At 29.9% G+C, this 21,495-nt stretch carries 18 protein-coding genes; 4 read left to right on the forward strand and 14 right to left on the reverse strand.

The genetic code is table 11. The features are described 5' to 3' along the window. Positions 1–277 precede the first annotated feature (277 nt). The 3 genes from PZA12_RS21380 to PZA12_RS21390 form a co-directional block, all read right to left on the reverse strand. Complete coding sequence (locus tag PZA12_RS21380; RefSeq protein WP_103697605.1) at positions 278–1,096, reverse strand: carbon-nitrogen hydrolase family protein; 819 nt, start codon at positions 1,094–1,096, stop codon at positions 278–280. Further along, positions 1,050–2,495 (reverse strand): APC family permease, encoded by a 1,446-nt coding sequence (locus PZA12_RS21385; RefSeq protein WP_078114494.1) that lies wholly within the window; start codon positions 2,493–2,495, stop codon positions 1,050–1,052. Before PZA12_RS21385 ends, PZA12_RS21380 begins: the two co-directional genes overlap by 47 nt. Positions 2,496–2,601: 106 nt before the next feature. Continuing rightward, a complete protein-coding gene (locus tag PZA12_RS21390; RefSeq protein ID WP_078114493.1) occupies positions 2,602–3,732 on the reverse strand; it encodes an iron-containing alcohol dehydrogenase in 1,131 nt (376 codons plus the stop codon). A gap of 382 nt (positions 3,733–4,114) precedes the next feature. Here PZA12_RS21390 and PZA12_RS21395 point away from each other — a divergent pair, with 382 nt between their 5' ends. Next, positions 4,115–4,525, forward strand: a complete 411-nt coding sequence (locus PZA12_RS21395) for a hemerythrin domain-containing protein (RefSeq protein ID WP_078114492.1) — start codon at positions 4,115–4,117, stop codon at positions 4,523–4,525. Between the two features lie 439 nt (positions 4,526–4,964). Here PZA12_RS21395 and cysK read toward each other — a convergent pair whose 3' ends face one another. From cysK to PZA12_RS21410, 3 genes are all read right to left on the reverse strand, one after another. After that, complete coding sequence (cysK, locus tag PZA12_RS21400) at positions 4,965–5,900, reverse strand: cysteine synthase A (RefSeq protein WP_077838876.1); 936 nt, start codon at positions 5,898–5,900, stop codon at positions 4,965–4,967. A gap of 440 nt (positions 5,901–6,340) precedes the next feature. Further along, a complete protein-coding gene (locus PZA12_RS21405) occupies positions 6,341–6,862 on the reverse strand; it encodes a nitroreductase family protein (RefSeq protein ID WP_077842390.1) in 522 nt (173 codons plus the stop codon). A 149-nt stretch (positions 6,863–7,011) separates the two neighbouring features. After that, positions 7,012–7,851, reverse strand: coding sequence for an AraC family transcriptional regulator (locus PZA12_RS21410; RefSeq protein ID WP_078114491.1), 840 nt, complete (start codon positions 7,849–7,851; stop codon positions 7,012–7,014). Between the two features lie 237 nt (positions 7,852–8,088). Here PZA12_RS21410 and PZA12_RS21415 point away from each other — a divergent pair, with 237 nt between their 5' ends. Continuing rightward, positions 8,089–9,411: an alpha-glucosidase/alpha-galactosidase gene (locus PZA12_RS21415; protein ID WP_103697606.1), complete on the forward strand. Its 1,323-nt coding sequence runs from the start codon at positions 8,089–8,091 to the stop codon at positions 9,409–9,411. 202 nt (positions 9,412–9,613) lie between these two features. Here PZA12_RS21415 and PZA12_RS21420 read toward each other — a convergent pair whose 3' ends face one another. Then, on the reverse strand, positions 9,614–10,441 hold the full coding sequence (locus tag PZA12_RS21420) for a methyl-accepting chemotaxis protein (RefSeq protein WP_078114488.1): 828 nt from the start codon (positions 10,439–10,441) through the stop codon (positions 9,614–9,616). 208 nt (positions 10,442–10,649) lie between these two features. Between PZA12_RS21420 and PZA12_RS21425 the strand changes: the two genes are divergently transcribed. Further along, the gene (locus PZA12_RS21425; RefSeq protein ID WP_078114487.1) at positions 10,650–10,970 is read left to right on the forward strand and encodes a YddF family protein; all 321 of its coding nucleotides are present in this window, start codon (positions 10,650–10,652) and stop codon (positions 10,968–10,970) included. Between the two features lie 273 nt (positions 10,971–11,243). Here the strand turns inward: PZA12_RS21425 and splB are convergent, their stop codons facing one another. Both splB and PZA12_RS21435 read right to left on the reverse strand, forming a co-directional pair. Continuing rightward, entirely contained in the window at positions 11,244–12,266 is a 1,023-nt protein-coding gene (gene splB / locus PZA12_RS21430; protein WP_041899841.1) for a spore photoproduct lyase, read from the reverse strand. Between the two features lie 130 nt (positions 12,267–12,396). After that, positions 12,397–12,915: a hypothetical protein gene (locus PZA12_RS21435; protein ID WP_103697607.1), complete on the reverse strand. Its 519-nt coding sequence runs from the start codon at positions 12,913–12,915 to the stop codon at positions 12,397–12,399. 745 nt (positions 12,916–13,660) lie between these two features. On the opposite strand from PZA12_RS21435, the gene PZA12_RS21440 reads away from it, so the two are divergent. Further along, positions 13,661–14,872 (forward strand): DUF5105 domain-containing protein, encoded by a 1,212-nt coding sequence (locus PZA12_RS21440; RefSeq protein WP_103697608.1) that lies wholly within the window; start codon positions 13,661–13,663, stop codon positions 14,870–14,872. A gap of 85 nt (positions 14,873–14,957) precedes the next feature. On the opposite strand, the gene nspC is transcribed toward PZA12_RS21440, so the two are convergent. From nspC to speD, 5 genes are all read right to left on the reverse strand, one after another. Next, a complete protein-coding gene (nspC, locus tag PZA12_RS21445; protein WP_103697609.1) occupies positions 14,958–16,097 on the reverse strand; it encodes a carboxynorspermidine decarboxylase in 1,140 nt (379 codons plus the stop codon). Positions 16,098–16,796: 699 nt separating this feature from the next. Further along, positions 16,797–17,999, reverse strand: a complete 1,203-nt coding sequence (locus PZA12_RS21450) for a saccharopine dehydrogenase family protein (RefSeq protein ID WP_012060565.1) — start codon at positions 17,997–17,999, stop codon at positions 16,797–16,799. 143 nt (positions 18,000–18,142) lie between these two features. Continuing rightward, entirely contained in the window at positions 18,143–18,997 is an 855-nt protein-coding gene (gene speE / locus PZA12_RS21455) for a polyamine aminopropyltransferase (protein WP_012060566.1), read from the reverse strand. Further along, the gene (locus tag PZA12_RS21460; RefSeq protein WP_012060567.1) at positions 18,998–20,455 is read right to left on the reverse strand and encodes an aminotransferase class I/II-fold pyridoxal phosphate-dependent enzyme; all 1,458 of its coding nucleotides are present in this window, start codon (positions 20,453–20,455) and stop codon (positions 18,998–19,000) included. It lies immediately after the preceding gene. A 17-nt stretch (positions 20,456–20,472) separates the two neighbouring features. Then, positions 20,473–21,291: an adenosylmethionine decarboxylase gene (gene speD, locus PZA12_RS21465; RefSeq protein WP_170816507.1), complete on the reverse strand. Its 819-nt coding sequence runs from the start codon at positions 21,289–21,291 to the stop codon at positions 20,473–20,475. Positions 21,292–21,495: the final 204 nt, after the last annotated feature.

The raw sequence follows: 21,495 nt of genomic DNA on the forward strand, positions 1-21,495 counted from the left end.
TCAACTCCACTTCATCTAAAGTAATAAGAAAAAGGCGCACCGTTTTTTTCTTACAGTGCGCCTTCGCATTTAATATTAAATTATTACATTGTTTTGCGTTAGGATAATATTATCATGGTAGTTCCCCTATTTCTATAATCATAAATAACAATTTTTTTGTGCAGTATGCACACTATTTGATTCAACACTAAGTTTATTCAATAATGCTTGAATCTATCACTCCAACTACAATTTGTATACAATATATAACTTCCTTGTTAAATATTTTAACTTGTTATTACTCTTTTATTATCTCTTTGTATAGTTCAGGTCTTCTATCTTGAAATAAAGTGTAATATTCGGATCTAAGCTTTCTAGGCAATTCTAAATCTATTTCCCCAGATATTATTCCCTCTATCTCATCATTTAACTCTTTTAATGGTCTTCCAACAGGGTCTACTATTTTACTATGGCCAAAAAAGCCCAATTCTTTATCTTGTCCAATTCTATTAGCTGCTACTAAATATATGCAATTATCAAACGCTCGTGCTCTTGTTACTAAATCCCAATCATCAGAATATGGCTTTTCCCAATTAGTATTAACCACAAGAAGCTCAGCCCCTTTCAAGCAATAAGTCCTTGCAACTTCAGGAAATGCAGTATCCCAGCAAATCATTACTCCAATTTTTCCAAAAGAGGTATTAAAAATTGGGAACTCACAGCCTGCTTTAAAATATCTTTTTTCTGTATCAAATAGATGTACTTTTCTATATACTCCTGCCACTCTCCCACTACTATCTATACACACAGATGAATTGTAAAGAACATCTTTTAGAACACCATCTTTTTCTGGAAATCCATAAACTATATTAGTACCAAATTTCTTTGCAAGTTCACTTATGACTTTTATACTATTACTACTTTCCACTACTTCAGCTAGTTCTTTAAATTTATTGCCACATTCATATCCCGATGTAATTAACTCAGGAAATACTATTAAGTCAGTTTCACTATCTTTCTCCATAATCTCATTTATGAATGTAACCATCTTTTCTAAATTATACTTTACATCATTTAGTTTTGGCTCCATTTGAACGCAAGTAACTTTTATTTTCATCTTTCCATCCCCTTACTTCTAATACGTAACCCTCTCTCTTTTCATCACTTTTAATCTTACTTTTTCCAAATATATTACTAATAACAAAACCTATTACAATCCATGCCAATACTATATATGGGAATAGGTTATTAGGAAACTCTGGTATAGGATAAACATTAGAATATAATACATATAACAAGGCTGCTATTGATGCTAGTGGTATTATTAAATGAGTTTTTCCCCATACTTTGTTTCTTGTAAAATAAACCATAGCTCCTATACTTGTAAATATATACGAAACAAGTATAGCTAATGATCCTATTGTTGCCAAATAACCAAACACTTCTATACCATCATGTTTAAATAATGCAATTTGAACTATATCTGATATTATTATTATTAATATTAATCCAAAATATGGTGTATTGTGTTTAGGATGTATTTTCATCATCGCTTTTGGCATTATTCCATCTCTACCTAATGCAAATAACATTCTTGAACCAGCACAATAAGATCCAAGCGCACAAGAAAAGTTTGAACATGCAGCAACCAACATTAATATTGTACCAAATCCTTCTGTCATATATTTTGTTGATAAATCTGAAAGTGGAAGTGTTGAAGAAGATAACGCCTCAAGTCCTTTTGCATCAATACCAAAACCTATAACTTGTGCATAACTACAAACTAAGTAAAATAAACCTGATAAAAATACAGCACTTATTATTGCTATTGGAATAAATTTTTTAGGATTCTTTGTTTCTTCACCTAAACTTGAAGCACTTTCAAAACCTATAAAAGAAAGAAATGCAAATACTGAAGTTGAAGCTAAAGCTGATGTGCTAACCCCGTTACTCTTAAAAGGAATCAAGCTCAAACCATTTGTAGTGGCAACTTTAATTAAAATTACAACTGAAAGTAATAGTATAAGTAATATTGATATTCCTTCTATTACTAGAATAATTCTATTGCATATCTTTGCATCAATGATTCCTAATGCAATCATTGCAATAGATGCTATTATTGAGATTGGCATCCAATTTACATGAAATCCAAATACAGATAAAAATCCAGAGAAGAAATTACCAAACCCTGCTGCAGTGCCTCCTGCTAATGCAATATAGGCAAGTAACAGTGCCCATCCAGATGTAAATCCCATTTTATTTCCTAGGGCTGTTTTAGTAAAAGCATAAAGTGAACCTGATGCAGATATATAATGATTAAATTTTATAATCGAATATGATACAAGACCTACTACTATAGTTGAAATTAGAAATACAAGTGGTGCAGAAAACGAGCATGTTTGAGCCATTAGAGATATATTTAATGACATCGCTGCTGTTGGTGCTATAATAGCCACTGATAAAGCCACTGTTTCAATAATACTTAAATTATCCTTCTTTAAACCTGATTTTTCCATAATTATTCCTCCTAATAAATACTTTTTAATTTGGATAACATAAAAGGCGCACTGATTTTTATTTCAGTGCGCCTTTGCATCTAATAAATTACTTTAAATTTCTATATTATAATGACTTGTAATATATATCCTTAATTTCTTCTAATGAAAATTCCTTAGGATGATTTGCTATACTTGGTTTTGAAACCTTCATACAGTTTTCAGCCATCCATTCTACATCTTTTTCTGTAATACCAAGCTCCCCTAAAGTAACTTTCAAATCAATTTTTTTCAGAAAGTTTCTTATAGCATCTGAACAGTCTTTTGCATCAGTTCCTCCTAATAGTTTAGATATGTTACTGTACTTTTCTAAATTACTTTCCCATGATTTTTCAACAATAATTGGTGTAAGAGCTGCCAATCCTTTACCATGAACAATATCATGTAATCCGCTAGCTGGATGTTCAAGTCCATGAGGTGCAGTTACTCCTGCTATTCCTATCACCATTCCACCTAATGTACTTGCTAAAGTTACACTATCCCATGCATCTAAATCACTTGGATCATTGTACACTTTAATTAAGTTCTCTGCTAATAATTTTATTCCATAAAATGCTTTCATATCTGTTAATGGCTGTCCTATTTTTGATAAATACGCTTCCATATTATGCGCTAATGCATCAAATCCAACAGATGCAAGTATGCTCTTTGGCATTGTCACCATAAGTTCTGGATCAATAATTGATGCTTTTGCAATAATTATATTTGTTCTAAGGGATTTCTTATCCTTAGTTTCAGGATTTGTAAGAACTGAAAAACAGTTTCCTTCACTTCCAGTCCCACATGTTGTCGGAACTAGAACTATAGGCAATGCTTCACTCCCTTGTTTAATACCAAATATATATTCTGATATATCTCCAGGATTTTTAGCTGAAAAGGCTATACTTTTGGCTGCATCCATAATACTTCCACCACCAAGCCCTAAAACAACATCACATCCAGTTTCTTTTATAACATCCACCCCTTCATATACAGTTGTAGTAAGTGGATTTTGCTCTACTTTATCAAAAATTTCATATTGAACTTTTGCTTCATTTAACAAAGCTATAGTCTTATCAAGTAATCCGCTTTTTTTTGTACTGTTTCTCCCAGTTACAATAAGCGCTTTCTTTCCATACTTAGCAACCTCAATTCCTATTTCATTACTTCTCCCTCTTCCAAATAGAAGATTTATTGGTAAATTATAATTAAAATTCATTTTAACTCCCCCTAAGTAGTTTAATTGTTGATTCTAAACTACTGATAATTTCTCTCTAACTTAGCATTTTCTTATAATCTTAATTTTCAATAAAAGAATATAAAAAAATGCCTTTATTAATAATAAAGACACCTTTGTCAACACTATAATACCATATTGGCAATATATATTCTATAATTTTATAGACAATAATTTAGTGCACATTGGACAATTAATAATCTTCTTGTTATTTCAGTGCTAATACTAAAATTTTCAGTTATAAGATAAATATTCATAAATAAATAAATAAATAAATAAATATTGTAACTCTTGTTACATACTTATTATCATATAAAAACTATACTTTAGTTAATGAATTACAAATATTAATGAGGTGTTAATTATGAATATAGATAATTTGATGAGAGAGCATAAGGGCATTTTTGAGGAAATAAATTATATAAATGAGTCAATTAATAATAAAAAATTTGAATCTGACCTTTTGGACATAACTACACATATAAACAAACTTGCTGGAAAGTTGAAAATCCATCTAAGTTCAGAGGATAAATTTTTATACCCTAATCTACTTAACGGAGATGATAATAAACTTAAAAATTTAGCAAATTCCTATATTAATGAAATGGGTGGAATTTCAGATACATTTACAAATTACAAAAATAAATTTAATACAAAGAGTAAAATAATATCTGAAGGCAATGAAGTTTTTATAAGTGAAACAAAAAAAATCTTAGTTGCTATAGAAAAGAGAATTAATAAAGAAGAAAGTGAGTTATATAAATTAATTAGATAGATTTATATAATACTTCACTTCTAATCACATATAGGGTTCCGCAATGAGAATCTAACTTATGTGAATCCCCAACGAAATTGAATACATATTTGTTCCATAGGACTATGAAAATTTCGCTGAAAGGTTCTAAATGGCAGGTTGCACCCATTACTGCATGCTCCCACTTTCAGTGTGACAGGCAGTAAATGAACAACCTTCCCTTAAGAACCTAAGCAGCTTATTTTCAAATGCCTACTATACAAATATGTATCCAATTTCTATGTTTGTGATATCTCAAATTTTCAAGTTGGAGTTCTATAGACAAATAAGTGTTGAACTTATGCATATGGCTTATTGTTAATTTACTTATACAAAATCTATAATCTTATATACCGAAAATAAACTCAATTCACTTAAAACTAAGCAAATTGAGTTTATGATTAATTTTTCTTATATATTCTTACTTATCTTCAAACAATGCAGTTGATAAATAACGTTCTCCTGTATCTGGTAATAATACCACAACTGTTTTTCCTGCATTCTCTGGACGTTTTGCTAATTCTGTTGCAGCATATGCAGCAGCTCCTGATGAAATACCAACAAGCAAGCCTTCTGTTTTAGATAATTCTCTAGCAGCAGAAAATGCTTCTTCTGTTGTTATTTTTATAATTTCATCATATATTTTTGTATTTAAAACATCTGGCACAAATCCAGCACCAATTCCTTGTATTTTGTGAGGTCCTGATTTACCTTCTGATAAAACTGGTGAATCAGCTGGTTCTACTGCAACAATTTTAATATCTGGATTTTTAGACTTTAAGTATTCTCCAACTCCTGTAACAGTTCCACCTGTACCAACACCTGCAACAAATATATCTACTTTTCCATCTGTATCTTCCCATATTTCAGGACCAGTTGTATTTTTATGAACTTCTGGATTGGCTGGATTTACAAATTGTCCTGGTATAAATGAATTTGGAGTCTCATTTGCTAACTCACTTGCTTTAGCTATAGCCCCTTTCATTCCCTTTGCTCCTTCAGTTAGAACTATTTCAGCTCCATAAGCTTTTATAAGACTACGTCTTTCTACACTCATTGTTTCTGGCATAACAATTATAACCTTATACCCTTTTGCAGTACCTACAGATGCAATACCGATTCCTGTATTACCACTAGTTGGCTCAATTATTACTGATCCTGGTTTTAATAACCCTTTGTTTTCAGCATCTTCTATCATAGCCTTTGCAATTCTATCTTTAACGCTTCCTGCTGGATTAAAATACTCCAACTTAGCTAATATTGTTCCTTTTAAATCTTTTCCCTTACTATAATTTGCAACTTCTAGTAATGGGGTTCTACCTACTAATTCTGCTAAATTCTTATATATCTTTGACATTCCAACCACTCCTTAACTTTCTCATATAATTCTTATCAGTTTACTATGTTATAAGTATATTCCTCTACTTTTATATAGTCAATACTTTTTTGTATATTTTAAAAAGTTTTGCCTAAATTACATATATATGCAATTGATGATAAATATACATACTAATAATTATTTTAAAAAATAAAATAGTAAATTTTATTTTTGATATATTATAACATTCTATTTTCTAACTATTTATAGTAATTTATTCATAATTCAATTATTGCTAATTTTTAAAGAACAAAGTTTCAGGTGACTTTAGATAAATTCTGTATTGTGCTTCAAACTCTTTTTATATGTGTAGATTTCCTACAGAATAAAAAATAAGCAAATTCCTAGACTCAGGATATTTTGCTTATTTTTCTCTATATTGAAACACATCTTGATTCTGATATTTGTTTTAATAGATATTACTTTATGAATTTAATCACTCCATCTTTTCTTCCGTGTGCCTTCGGTGTATTAGCCGGATACCCTAAAGCTGCCATTCCCCAAACAATATGATTTTCAGGTATTTCAAAGCTATTTAATACTTCTCTTACTTCTTTTTCATCACAAATATTCTTTAATTGATTAATCCAACATGAGCCTATTCCTAGTGAATTTGCCATTAAGAATATATTTTCTAATGCACAAGAACAATCTGCAAGTCCATTTGTATTATCTCTATCATTAGACAACATAATTAAAGTTGGAGGCGCATAAAAGTTATATCCAGCATCCCTTTTCAAAGCTTCTCTAACTACTTTTGCAAGCTGCTCCATCTTTTCTTTGCTTTGAACAACTGTAAATTGCCAACTTTGTTTGTTCATTCCGCTTGGTGCATTTACTCCTGCCTGTAAAATTAAATCTAATTCTTCATCTTTTAATTGTTCTTCCTTAAAAGCTCTCACACTTCTTCTTGTTAATATGTTTTGTAATACTTCATTCATGATAACATCTCCTTTTACACAAAAATGTTTATACGTTATTTTTCCATTTAATTTAAAGATAATTACTTATAATTTTTATATTTAAATTATACCACTATATCAATTTTATAACTAATCACACTAATCTGGTTCTATTAATATCAACTTTTCTATTCATTAGGTAGTTTAATATAATCAATGTTACTTTTTCTATATTGCACAGGTGTAATATTAAACTGTTTCTTAAAATGTTTATAAAAAGTAGGAGTATCCTTAAATCCACAAGAATAAGAAATCTCTGTTATATTCATTTTCGTAGTTTCAAGTAAATTCACAGCAGTATTTAACCGAAAAGAAATAAGATATTTCTGAGGTGAAATTTTATATTCCTCCATAAATATTTTATATAAATATGTTCTATCAATTCCAACGTATTTAGCTATGTCGCTAACTTTGATATCATAGCCAAAGTTATTATAAATATAATCGCGGGCCTTATCAGCATATGATTCACAAGTATTTTTTTCTTTTATATTCACCTGATTATACATGGTTGAAAAACACATATACAACTGACCAATGAGAGCATACTCATTGTGACTATCTTCTTCATAATTATGTATTAGTGAAAGTAGCCTTTCTTTGAAAATCCCATTACTATTATCCTTAAAAATTAAATTATTTTTTGATAATCCACAATTTTTTAGAATAGTGCTAGCATCATTCCCATCAAAACTTACCCAACAGTACTCCCAAGGCTCTTCTTTATCTGCTTTATAATAGGTAGATTCACCTGGACAAATTAAGAAAGCCTCTCCTCTTTGTAATTCATAGCATTTGTTATTTACATAATATTTCCCTTTTCCATTTAAAATATAATGCAAAAGATAGTGATGACGAATGGCAGGCCCAAAAGAATGGGATGGCGCACAGACCTCATGGCCTCCATAGTATATTGTTAATGTACTGATTGATTTATATTTTGAAGTAAATTCTAACTTTGCTTCCATTAATTAATCCTCCTCTATGGTACTTACATACTTTATGAATATAGCTATCCAACTTTAAAACTAAATTTATGTGATAACTTACCAAAATCATAAATCCGCTTCTAATTTTTATTAATAAAAATATACAAACATTCAACATAAGCACAATTTTTAGAAACATAAAACATAGAAAGCATACATTTACAATTATATAATTTATCTATAATAAAATCAAAATTACTCAAGGAGGATGATTATATGAAAATTACATTTATGGGAGCTGGAAGTACTGTATTTGCAAGAAATGTCTTAGGTGATTGTATGTGCACAGAAGCACTACGAGATAGTGAAATTGCACTTTATGATATTGATGAGGAAAGATTAAAGGAAAGTGAAATAATCCTAAATGCAATCAACAAAAATATAAATAATGGCAGGGCTAATATAAAATGTTTTTTAGGCGTTGAAAATAGAAAGCTAGCACTTAAAGATGCAACTTTTGTGGTTAATGCTATTCAGGTTGGGGGATATGATCCTTGCACAATCACAGATTTCGAAATTCCTAAAAAATATGGTTTAAAACAAACTATTGCAGATACAATGGGAATTGGTGGAATTATGAGAGCTCTAAGAACAATTCCCGTGATGGCTGACTTTGCAAAAGATATGGAAGAAGTATGCCCTGATGCATATTTCTTAAACTATACTAATCCAATGGCCATGCTTACAGGTTTTATGCAACGTTTCACTAAAGTAAAAACAATTGGACTTTGTCATAGTGTACAAGTATGTTCAGAACATTTGTTAAAAGATTTAGGCATGGAAGATAAACTAGAAGGAAGAAAAGAACTAATTGCTGGTATTAATCATATGGGTTGGTTATTAGAAATATATGATAAAGCAGGCAATGATTTATACCCTGAGATTAGAAAAAGAGCTGAGCTAAAAAATTCCGGTGAAGAAAAACATAAAGACATGGTTCGTTATGAATACATCAAGCACCTTGGATACTACTGCACTGAGTCAAGCGAACATAATGCAGAATATAATCCTTTTTTCATTAAATCAAAATATCCAGAACTAATTGATAGATTTAATATACCCCTAGATGAATATCCAAGAAGATGCATTGAACAAATTGATGGTTGGCAAAAAGAAAAAAATGAAATATTACGTGATGGTAAAGTTACACATGAACGCTCAAAAGAATATGCATCTTATATTATGGAGGCAATTGTGACTAATACTCCTTATAAAATTGGTGGTAATGTACTAAATACTGGACTCATTGATAATTTACCAACTGATGCCTGTGTAGAAGTTCCTTGTATGGTCGACGCTATGGGAATTCATCCAACTCATGTAGGAAAACTTCCAACTCAACTTGCTGCTATGAATATGAGTAATATAAACTCTCAATTATTGACAATTGAAGCAGCAGTTACAAAAGATAGACGTAAAATCTATCAAGCTGCCATGATGGATCCACATACAGCTGCTGAATTATCCATTGATGATATTATAAAAATGTGTAATGAAATGATTGAAGCTCACGGAGATTATATGAAAGACTTTAACTAAATCAAATTGTTCACTTCCTTTATATAGTTTGTGGCACCTCTCATGATAAGAGCTGCCACAAATATCCACTTTATTTTTCAGTTGCAAGAACTTCATTATTTTTTTACCGATTCATCACAAGAATCATTTACTGATGCATTTCCTGTAAATGCCTTTATAATTTCGGCCTCTTACATAATATAATATTTCCTAATGGAATTTATTATAATTCTTCTGACAATTTCCCTAATAAACTTGCAGTAGAATTTAGATTTTCAATTGATTCTGTTATTTTTTCTAATGCTGTTAATTGTTTATCTGATACAGTATCAACATCTGATACTTTTTCATTTATCTTTTTTATTGCATCTGATATATCTTTTATAACTGTTTCTATTGATCCTATAGATTTATGGGATTCATTGGATAATTTTCTAATTTCCTTTGCAACAACATTAAACCCTTTCCCATGTTCTCCTGCTCTTGCCGCCTCAATAGCTGCATTTAATCCCAGAAGATTTGTTTGAGACGATATACCTTTTATAAATCCAACTATCTCATCAGTATTAGCTGCCATTTCATTCGCAACATTTGTTTTAACCAGTATTTCTGAATTCATACTTGCTAATTCCTGAAAACTAGCTGAAATATCATTTATTCCAGTTGATATTTGAGAAACCGATTGAATTAAACTTTCTGTAATATCCATTACTGAATTTTTCTTAGTTAAGCTCTTTCCTATTGCAATTGAACCTATAACACCAGTATCATCTTTAATTGGAATCATATATGATTTAAAAGCCACCCCTAAGAACTCTTTTGGAATCACTTCAATTACTGGTTTTCCTTTCTTCATAGCGTTTTTCACGAAATCTCCAGCAACATCTCCTTCTTTTATTTTAAAGTCTATTTCCTTACTTCCTTTGTAATATAATACTTTTTCTCTATCAGTTAACATAATTTCTATGTCATTATCAAAGAAAGCCTCTATATATTTAATAGAATTATAAATACTATTCAATTCATCATTTCCAAAATTATCTTTTAACATTTTTTAACTCCATCCTTACTACTTATAAGCTATTACTATATCTTCGATTAAAATATTAAATACTATTATAATTATATTTGATTTCTTGTTAAAGTTAAATATCAAATGCATAAACTTGATCAAATAAGTTAATTGATTTTGCAATAAAAAATTAAATGACTGACAAATATAGGATTTATGTAGTAATATATTATTAGAGGTGATGAACATGAAGGTTGCTATATTTAATGGAACTGTTGCTACAACAAATGGTGTTTATAAAATAAGTGATATAGATGTGGAATCTGCAAAAAATCTTTTATATAAGGACGGATTCATATCTGCAATAGGACACGAATCAACAGCAGAGGCTATCGCGGATACACTTAATATGGATATTAAAATGAATCGTATAAATTTTAAACAAGAGGTTGGACAAAAAGCTATAGTTTTTAAATTAAATGTAAGACCTCCAGAGGGATCAGTCTTATCAAGGGATGAAATAGAAAAAATAGGCTATTCATTTAAATTAATGGAGCGATTAGAATAAATAGAAAATTTTCAACTTAGAATTATATTTGAGCTTATTGTACGTATAGATACTCTTACGCTGAAAAGACAAATGGTATTGCTCAAGATTCTAAAAAGCAGGTCTTTCCAATTTAGCTTGTTAAAATAAAATTGAGTATTATGAATTGGATAATATCTGCTTTTTAGTGTTTTCAATTATATTCCAGTAATCCTATAGAATATTACATCTATTCAATATAAAACCTACACTGCATTTCAGTATATAAACTTAAATCTACGTTCTGCTATTTACCTATATAACATACTTAATTTCTTTATTTTCAAATAAGTCCTCTATTTCTTTTATAAAGAATTGTTTCATTTCATCTATATTTTCTTTCGGATAAACATACTTTCCATATCCAAATTGACCATATTTGAATTTACGCTCTTCATCACTCATTGGCAATTCACTTTCTGGAAAAACCTGAAGTATTATGTTTTTTGCTGTTGATGTGTAACGATGAGATATTATTTCAAATGTCACTGGAGTTTTTAAATCCTTTGGCAGATTTTCACTTAAACTTAGCAATAAATCATGATATTCTTCTTTCCAATTTGGATAAATGAACACAGGTGCAACTAAAAATCCAATTGGATATCCTGCCTTAGCCGCCTTTATACTAGCTTCTATCCTTAAGTCACGTGAAGCTGTTGCATGCTCATACTTATTAATAACTGATGATGTATTAATGCTAAATCTCATTTCAGTATGACCATTATGTTCTAAATCCAATAGTGAATCTATATCATTATACTTTGTTACAAACCTGAATCTAGCATTTTCATGCTTACCAAAAAATACTATAGCCTTTTCAAGTGAATGAGTATAAGGTTCCACGGGAATTGGATCTGATGTAGCTGCACCTTCAAATATGGTTATTTCGGGCAACCTTTCATCTATATACTTCTGAGCCTGACTTAAAATCTCATCAATATTTACATGTACCTTTACAAAAGGTTTATCTCCGAGTTTTGTGTTTAAATAACAATATTCACATTGCCCCATACACCCTGATATTAGTGGTAATTGATAATGGGCCGAAGGCTTACAAGATTGAAATTTCAGACTCTTCTTTGTTCCAACCACTAAAGTCTTCTTTCCTTCCCTATACTGAGCATAAAAATCTTCTCCTGGAATATGCTGCTTCAATTTATTTGAAGTAATATTGATAATTTCAACATCCTCTTTATCTTTAAACTTGTTTAAAATATTTTTAGCTGCCTCATAATCTAATGAATCTTTTTCAAATATAACTCTTTTAGGTATAAACATATTTTTTCAAAAAACCAGCATATATACGCTGGTTCTTTTTCTCCTCTCTTTATATTTATATTGTGTGTTTGTTTATATAAAGCTAGTATTTGCTAAAAATTATATTATATATACCTAAATTTACTTTTAATTACTTGATATTATTTTGTGTTTTATAATTGTTTATTCTATCCTTAAGCTCGTTTACATTGGGTTTCCTATCTATTGATATTTCTTGCTTATTATCTAATTTATAAATAACAGGAACTGGCTCCCCTTCTTTTAAGAACTCTAATTCTGCATAACGAATAACTGTTGTTACTTCCCCTAAAAATTTACTTCCATTCTGTTCTAAAACATCAAGTTCCAATTTAACTTCTTCCAATTTTCTTGAATACTTCTTCCCTGTTTCTGTTATCTTTCTAATAAGTCCCACACTTTTAACCCCATTAGTTAGAGCTTTCTTGTATTTTACTTCCCTTGAAATCATTGTTACAATTATTATGGCTAAAGGAATAAGTAATGCCAATGTTGGAATCATTAATGGCAATCCAGCACTAATCCCTCTCTCATTTGTTTTAGTTAAAAAATTCTGCATAATAATAAACAAGCTAAACCCAGTAGCTGCTATAATTAAAATTGCTGATAGATAATTTTTATCTTGTTTCATATTTATTCTCCCTTTTTTATATTTTAATGTAAAATTTTAATTCTATAGATGGATAATATATAATTTAGACTTCTGTTGAAACATACCGAAATTATAAATATTTTTCTTATTTTAAGAATTTTAATTTTTTTATTCAAACAAAGAAATTTAATTCTGTTCCCATTGAGTATTCCTATCTAAATACGACTTCATAGTGACATTGTTAACGTTAAACATTTTGCTTTTATTACTCCTTTCTACAAAAATAATCTGTAGAATACCTATTTCAAATTCATTATAACATAAATAATAAACTTAATTAATAAATTAAATATGTAATTATACTGTATTTTTACCATTGGATACAATTAATCTAAAACTTTTGTATACATTTTCATTTTATAAAATCCTTTTACATAATAAGCATTATTTGTAATAAAAGTTCTATACAAAGACCACCGTTCTAAAATAACTTAGGACAGTGGTCTTTAAAATTATATATAAACTTTACTTAAGAATATTTTATATTAATTAAAAGTTTAGTTACTGCTGAAATTTAACTGTATTTAACATATTTTCTTTAATCTATCCTTCATTATTTTCATCACTCTTTTCTCTTTATCTTTAAAGATAGATATGAAATTTTACCCCAATTCCATTTTATAATAGCATCCATATTAGTAAAAAACAACTTTAAATTACTTTAATTGGATGATATAATGTACTTTGTTAACTACTAAACTTAAAATGATAGGGGTAAAAAATAATGAAGAAAAAAAGAATAATTAGTTTTTTAGTATTGGTGGCGTTACTATTTAGTTTTTTATTTAGTGGATGCTTTGATAGTAATGCAGCAAAAAATTCAGCTGATATTTACTGTTCACTAATATTTAAATCTGATGCTAAAGATCTTCAAAAGATAGGGGTATCTGACTCTGAGAAGGACAATATAGTAAAAGAATACGAAGATAAAATTAAGGACCAACTAAGAAAAAATGTTCTTTTGATGCAATATTCAGCTTCAGATGAACAATTAAATTCTATATGCGAAGCATATAAAGAAGCACTTTCAAAGATTACCTATGAAACAAAGCAAATTTCTAAATCTGGTGACGAAGCCGAAGTAGAAATTTCAACTACTAATTTTGATATAAAAAAAATCGATGAACAAACAGCAATGGATGCTTTAGACGAAACTGATAAAATGGAATTTACAAGTAATGAAGAGGAAAATAAAAAATTTGGTGAAATATATTTAAGCAAGCTTACAGAAGGATTAAAAAATGCAGAAGTGAGCTCTGATAAATCTTCAAATACATTTAAATTTAAAAAAGTTAATAGATATTGGATTGCAGATGATCAAACTAATTTCGGGTACAAGTTAGTTGAATTAGCGGTAAATAAAGATAATCTTAATATTGATGAAGAAAGTATCTCACCAAAAGAAAGTGCTGAAGTTCTTTGGAACTTAGTAATTAAGGAAGATAGTAGCGGCATGGAGAAACTTGGTTACAGCAAAGCTTTTGGCGAAAGAATAATTAAGAATATAAATAAGAATGATTTTAAAACTTTTAAGAAAGAATCTGGACAATCTGGTATTTCATTATCAGATGATCAACTTCAAGGAATGATAACTGCTCTAAGAAGTGCTATAAGTAAAAACTCAGTTAATTTTGAAGAAGTGTCTAAAACAGACAATTCTGCACAAGTTAAAGTATCATCAACATTTATAGATAGAGATCAAATTTCTAAAGATGCTGTAAATATTACTACATCTCAGGCACTATCAAATGGTATTAGAGATAAACAAAAACTTACAGAAGCTTACGTTGCAAACCTAATAGATTCAATTAATAAGGGCCAAATAAGCTCAACAACAGCTGAAAATACATTCAGCTTCACCAAAGTCGGAAATATATGGTTGCCATCAGATACTACTAATTATACTGAAAGCATTTCCAAAATGGTTATGAAATAATTAGAAATATCATAAAAAGCCTTAACAAACTTAAGCGATTCAGAATAGGATTTCACCTCTATTCTGAATCGCTTATTTTTTTCTGCTATAATCTAGCTTTAAAATCTTCATATCCAAATTCTTTTATTACTTCAACACCTTTTTCTTCACTATATTTTACAATTGCAGGAAGATTAACTCCATTAAATGTATTATTTTTAACCATTGAGTAAATAGCCATATCACAAAATACAAGTTTATCGCCTGGCTTTAAAGGTTCTTTAAATGAATAATCTCCTATAATATCACCTGCAAGGCAAGTAGGACCACCAAATCTATAAGTAAATTCGAATTCATTTGGCTTTCCAGCACCTATTATATTAGGTCTATATGGCATTGCAAGTACGTCTGGCATATGACATTCCGCTGAAGTATCTAGTATAGCTATATCCATTCCATTTTTCATAGTATCTAATACTGTTGATACAAGGAATCCTGTATTTAAAGCAATAGCTTCACCTGGCTCAAGATATACCTGTACTCCATATTTATCTTTTATAAACTTAATAGATCTTATTAGTGTTTCTATATCATAATCTTCTCTAGTAATATGATGACCACCACCAAAGTTAATCCACTTCATTTTCTTGATGTACTTTCCGAATTTTTCATCCACTACTTTTATTGTACGTTCAAGGGTATCTGAATTCTGTTCACACATTGTATGAAAATGCAATCCATCTATACCTTCAAGATCTTCTTCTTCAAAGTTAGCCAAAGTAACTCCCATTCTTGAATTTTCAAAACATGGATTATATATATCTGTTTCTATCTCTGAATACTCAGGGTTAATACGAATAGCACATTCGATTTTCTTTCCTTTAAAGTTTTTTACTTTATCCTTATATTTTCTCCATTGACTAAATGAATTAAATACTATATGATCGCTATATTTCATTATCTCATCAAATTCATCTTCTCTATATGCAGGAGAATAAATATGTACTTCTTTCCCCATCTCTTCATATCCAAGTCTAGCTTCATGAAGAGAACTTGAAGTAACTCCTTTTAGATATCTTCCAATTAATGGGAAAGTTGAGTACATAGAGAATGCTTTAGTTGCCAGAATAATATTGGCACCTGTTTCCTTTTGAACATAATCTAAAGTCTCCAAATTCTTCTTAAGAAGTCTCTCATCAACCAAATAACATGGTGATGGCAATTTGCTTAAATCTATATCTTTCATTAAATCACCAAACCTTTTTAATTATGTTTTATAGATAACCAACATAATAACCACACTTTAACTTATAACTTACCGAAATAAGTAACATACTTTTATTCCAGTTTCTAAGGAATTTGATAGGTGATTCTAAGACCAAAAGTTGTGCCCAAAATGCTAGCTTCAAAGACAAGCTCTGAACTAGCATATTTGGAACAACTTCTAATCTAAGAATCACAACCATAAGAATTCCTTATGAAACATTCCATAAAAGTATGTCACTCATTTCTAGTTAAGATATATTTAAAATTATAAATATATTTCATAGTAGGTTATCTATATAAATGACAAACCATAAGTCGTGACAATAATCTCTTAAAAATTTTACTAATATATATCCATTATTTTATAATTTTATCTCTAGAAACTTTTCACTTAGTATTACTTTTTCATCAAGTGGAATTCACATGAATTTTCTAAACTTATATGTATATATATTAGAAATAGAATACATTTTTGTGGAACAGGCATTTGAAAATGAGCTGCTTAAGGTACTTAATGCCAGGTTGTTCCATTATCTGCTTGTCACAATGAATATTGGGAACATGCAGGAATGGGTACAACCTGGCATTTAGAAACTTACAGCAAAATTTTCATTAGTCCTGTGGAACACAAATGTATTTTATTTCGTTAGGTCACCACACGGGATAGTTCATATATTTCTTATTCAACTAAAGTTGGATCAAAGCTTTCTTTCCATGGTAATCCCCATTTATTTAACTCTTCCATAAATGGATCTGGATCGAATTCTTCTACATTATATACTCCTGGTTTCTTCCATAAACCTTTCATTACTAAGCTTGCACCTATCATAGCTGGAACTCCAGTTGTGTAAGAAATTGCTTGAGATCCAACTTCTTTATAACATTCTTCATGATCACAAACATTGTAAACATAATATGTTTTATCTTTTCCATCTTTTTTACCTTGGAATATACATCCTATATTAGTCTTTCCTTTTGTTCTTGGACCTAATGATGCAGGATCTGGTAATACTGCTTTAAGGAATTGTAATGGTACTATTTGCTTTCCTTCAAATTCAATTGGTTCAATTGATGTCATACCAACATTCTCAAGTACATTTAAATGTGTTATATACTTTTGTGAGAACGTCATCCAGAATCTTATTCTCTTAATTCCTTTAATATTTATACCTAAAGATTCTAATTCTTCATGATGTAATAAATACATATCTTTTGGTCCGATTTCTGGGAAATCATAAACTCTCTTTATTTCAAGAGGTTCTGTTTCTATCCATTTCCCTTCTTCCCAATAGCTTCCTGGAGCTGTAATTTCACGAATATTGATTTCTGGGTTAAAGTTAGTTGCAAATGGATAACCATGATCACCAGCATTAGCATCTAATATATCAATATAATTTATTTCATCAAAATAATGCTTTTGAGCATAAGCACTAAATACACCAGTAACCCCTGGATCAAATCCACTTCCAAGTAATGCAGTTAAACCTGCCTTTTCAAATTTTTCTTTATATGCCCATTGCCACTTATATTCAAATTTTGCTGTATCAAGTGGTTCATAGTTAGCTGTATCTACATAATGAACTTTTGTTTCTAAACAAGCATCCATAATTGTTAAGTCTTGATAAGGAAGCGCAAGATTTATAACAACTTCTGGTTTGAATTTATTAATAAGCGCCACTAATTCTGGGACATTATCAGCATCCACCTTTGCTGTTTGTATTTTTGTCTTAGTTTTTCCTTCTAATGAAGCTTTTATTGCATCACACTTTGATAAAGTTCTACTAGCGATACAAATTTCCTCGAACACCTCTGAATTTTGACAACATTTATGAATAGCAACGCTAGCAACACCACCAGCGCCAATAATTAAAGCTTTTCCCATTCCAATTCCTCCAATTTCTTTATAAAATGAAACTTTTCAGACGGAGCTTTATGCTCCAGCTGAATTTAGAATATTGACTTATTATTTTTTGATTATCTTCAAGTCATGAACAAAAAATTTAATTGTATTATCTGATAATTTTTCTAATCAGTAAGTCCATTTAACATATCTCTAACGTAAGTTGGAAGTGCAAAGCACCCTACATGAAGATCTGTATTATAATATTTTGTTTTTATTCCTAACTTATTCCAAGCTTCTGCATCAAAATCCTTTATAGGGTGATACTTTTTTGAAGCAAATCCAAATAACCAATGTCCTGATGGATATGTTGGAATATGTGCTTGATAGACCCTAATGATTGGAAAAAATTTCGTTATTTTTTCATGAGCTTCTTTCATTGCAGCCGCATCATTATCATAGTATGGACTTTCATGTTGATTAACTAAAATTCCATCTTCTCTTAGTGCTTTATAGCAATTTCCATAAAACTCCTTAGTAAATAATCCTTCTCCTGGTCCAAAAGGATCTGTTGAATCAACTATTATTAAGTCATATTCATCTTCTTTATCACGTATAAATTTCAAACCATCTTCATAGAATACATTAACTCTTTTATCATCAAGCTTACATGATGTTAGCGGAAAATACTCTCTACAAATATCAACAACTCTTTTATCAATTTCAACCATATCTATCTTTTCAACTGTGCTGTATCTTGTAAGTTCTCTTATTGTTCCACCGTCACCAGCACCTATAACTAAAACATTCTTAATATTTGGATTAGTTGCCATTGGTACATGAACTATCATATCATGGTAAATAAATTCATCTTTTTCAGTTACCATCATTAATCCATCTAATGTAAAAAACCTTCCGAATTCCTTAGCTTCAAGTACATCTATTCTTTGGAATTCAGTTTTTTCAGTATGTATTTCTTTTTCAACTTTAATTGAAAATCTTACATTTTCTGTGTGTTGTTCTGTATACCATAACTCCATTTACTTGTCCTCCACAACATTAATATTTTCAATTTTAGTATCTTCTGTTCCAGTTAAAAAACAACCTTTTTCTTTTGCATAATTTATGTAGTCCAATATTTCTTTTGTTATTTTTTCTCCTGGAGCAAGAATTGGTATTCCTGGTGGATAACACATTACAAATTCAGCACATATTTTCTCACTGCTTTCATTTAGCGGCACTGAAGTTTTTTGAGAATAAAATGCTTCCTGAGGAGTTAATACAACTTCAGGATCTATATACTCATGATCAAACATACCAATTTTATCTTTTGAATGCAATCTCTTAATTTCAGATAATGAAGATATTAATCTTTCAATTGCAAGACTACGATCTCCAACAGAAATAATAGCTAAAATATTTGCAATGTCTCCCAATTCAATTTGTATACCATATTCATCTCTTAATAGATCATATACTTCTATTCCAGCAAGACCTATTTCTCTAGTGAATACAGATAACTTTGTTATATCAAAATCATAAACTGCATCTCCATCAATTAACTCTTTTGAAAAGGCATAATAACCGCCTATTTTATTTATTTCACCTCTAGCATATTCAGAGATTTGCTTTACTTTATCAAAAATTTCTTTTCCATGTAATACAAGATCTCTTCTTGCCAAATCAAGTGATGACATTAAAAGATATGAACCACTTGTAGTCTGAGTCAAATTAATTATTTGACGAACATATCCTATTGCTAAATCACAATTTAAGAGTAGAAAAGAACTTTGAGTTAAAGATCCTCCAGTCTTATGCATACTGACTGCTGCCATATCTGCCCCAGCATCAACTGCTGATAAAGGCATATTGTCACCAAAATAAAAATGTGTTCCATGAGCTTCATCTACTAATACGTACATTCCATTTTCATGGGCAAGTTTCGTAATTTCTTTTAAATTTGAACAAATCCCATAATAAGTAGGATTATTTACAAATATCGCTTTTGCGTCTGGGTTTTCTCTAATTGCTTTTTTTACATCTTCAACTGACATCCCAAGTGGTATTCCAAGTTGTTTATTTGTTCCTGGATTTATATAAACCGGAATTGCTCCGCTAATTATTAAAGCATTTATAGCACTTCTATGCACATTACGAGGCATTATAATCTTTTCACCTTTTTTACATACACTCATAACCATAGCCTGAACTGCAGAACTTGTTCCATTAACCATTAAAAATGCGTGCTTAGAACCAAATGCATCAGCCGCAAGCTCCTCAGCTTCTCTTATAACCGATACCGGGTGAATAAGATTATCGAGTGGTTTCATTGAATTTACATCTACTGAAAGACATTGCTCTCCCAAGAATTCCCTAAGCATATCATTTCCTCGGCCCTGCTTATGACCTGGTACATCAAACGGAACCACTCTAGCTTTCTTATATTCTATTAATGCTTCATAGATTGGTGCTCTTGAGTGGGATTCTTTGTTTTTCATCGTATACATCCCTCCCGTTAATATATATTAGTTCCACTAAAAATCTCAATCATCTCTCTTCTTAAGTTGTTTTCAATTTCAAGTCTTTGCTTTGGCTTGATTTCATAAACATCTCTATTAAAAAGGTAATTTTGAAGTTCAATTTCTTTAATTAGCATTTTAGTGTGAAATATATTTGATTGATATACATTTATATCCATTGCATCATACTTTTTCAAGGTATTTTCATCAATATAATCTTGTATTGATGTTATTTTATGATCTATAAATAATTTTTTGCCATCAACATCTCGGGTAAAACCTCTGACACGATAATCTATCGTTATGATGTCTGAATCAAAACTTCCTATAAGATAGTTTAGTGCATTTAGAGGAGAAACTTCTCCACACGTGGCTACATCAATATCAACACGAAAAGTAGCAATTGAATTATCTGGATGATATTCTGGATAAGTATGCACAGTAACATGACTTTTATCTAAATGTCCTACAACAGTGTCTCTAGTTTTCAAAATGTCAATTTCACCTTTATTACAAGATGCATCTATCTCTTTGACTGCTAGGGTCTGTTCCGATACTAGAATAGTTACACTTGCTCCCTGAGGATCATAATCTTGTTTTGAAATATTAAGTACATGTGCTCCAATACTTTCCGTTACATCACACAGAATTCTTGTAAGTCTTTCTGAATTGTATTGCTCATCTATGTAAGCAATATAGTCCTTTTGCTCGCGCTCACTTTTTGCATAGCATACATCATAGATGTTAAAGCTAAGTGTTTTGGTGAGGTTGTTAAAGCCGTATAACTTCAGCTTGTTTTCCAACCCTAACATCACAACCTTTCTGACCCAAATTAAATTATAGTTGCATTAGAATTTGTTTCAAAAACTTATTCACTAAAATCATACATATTCTAATGTTTATAACCTTCAAATACTCAACTTCTAGTTTACCTTGAAACATCTTTATTATACAACATTGACATTTTACTATATTATCTTTAAAATTGCTACTATTTATGACAATATTTCTTTAATATA

Origin of the sequence: Clostridium beijerinckii (genome assembly GCF_036699995.1) — a bacterium.
GTDB lineage: Bacteria > Bacillota > Clostridia > Clostridiales > Clostridiaceae > Clostridium > Clostridium helianthi.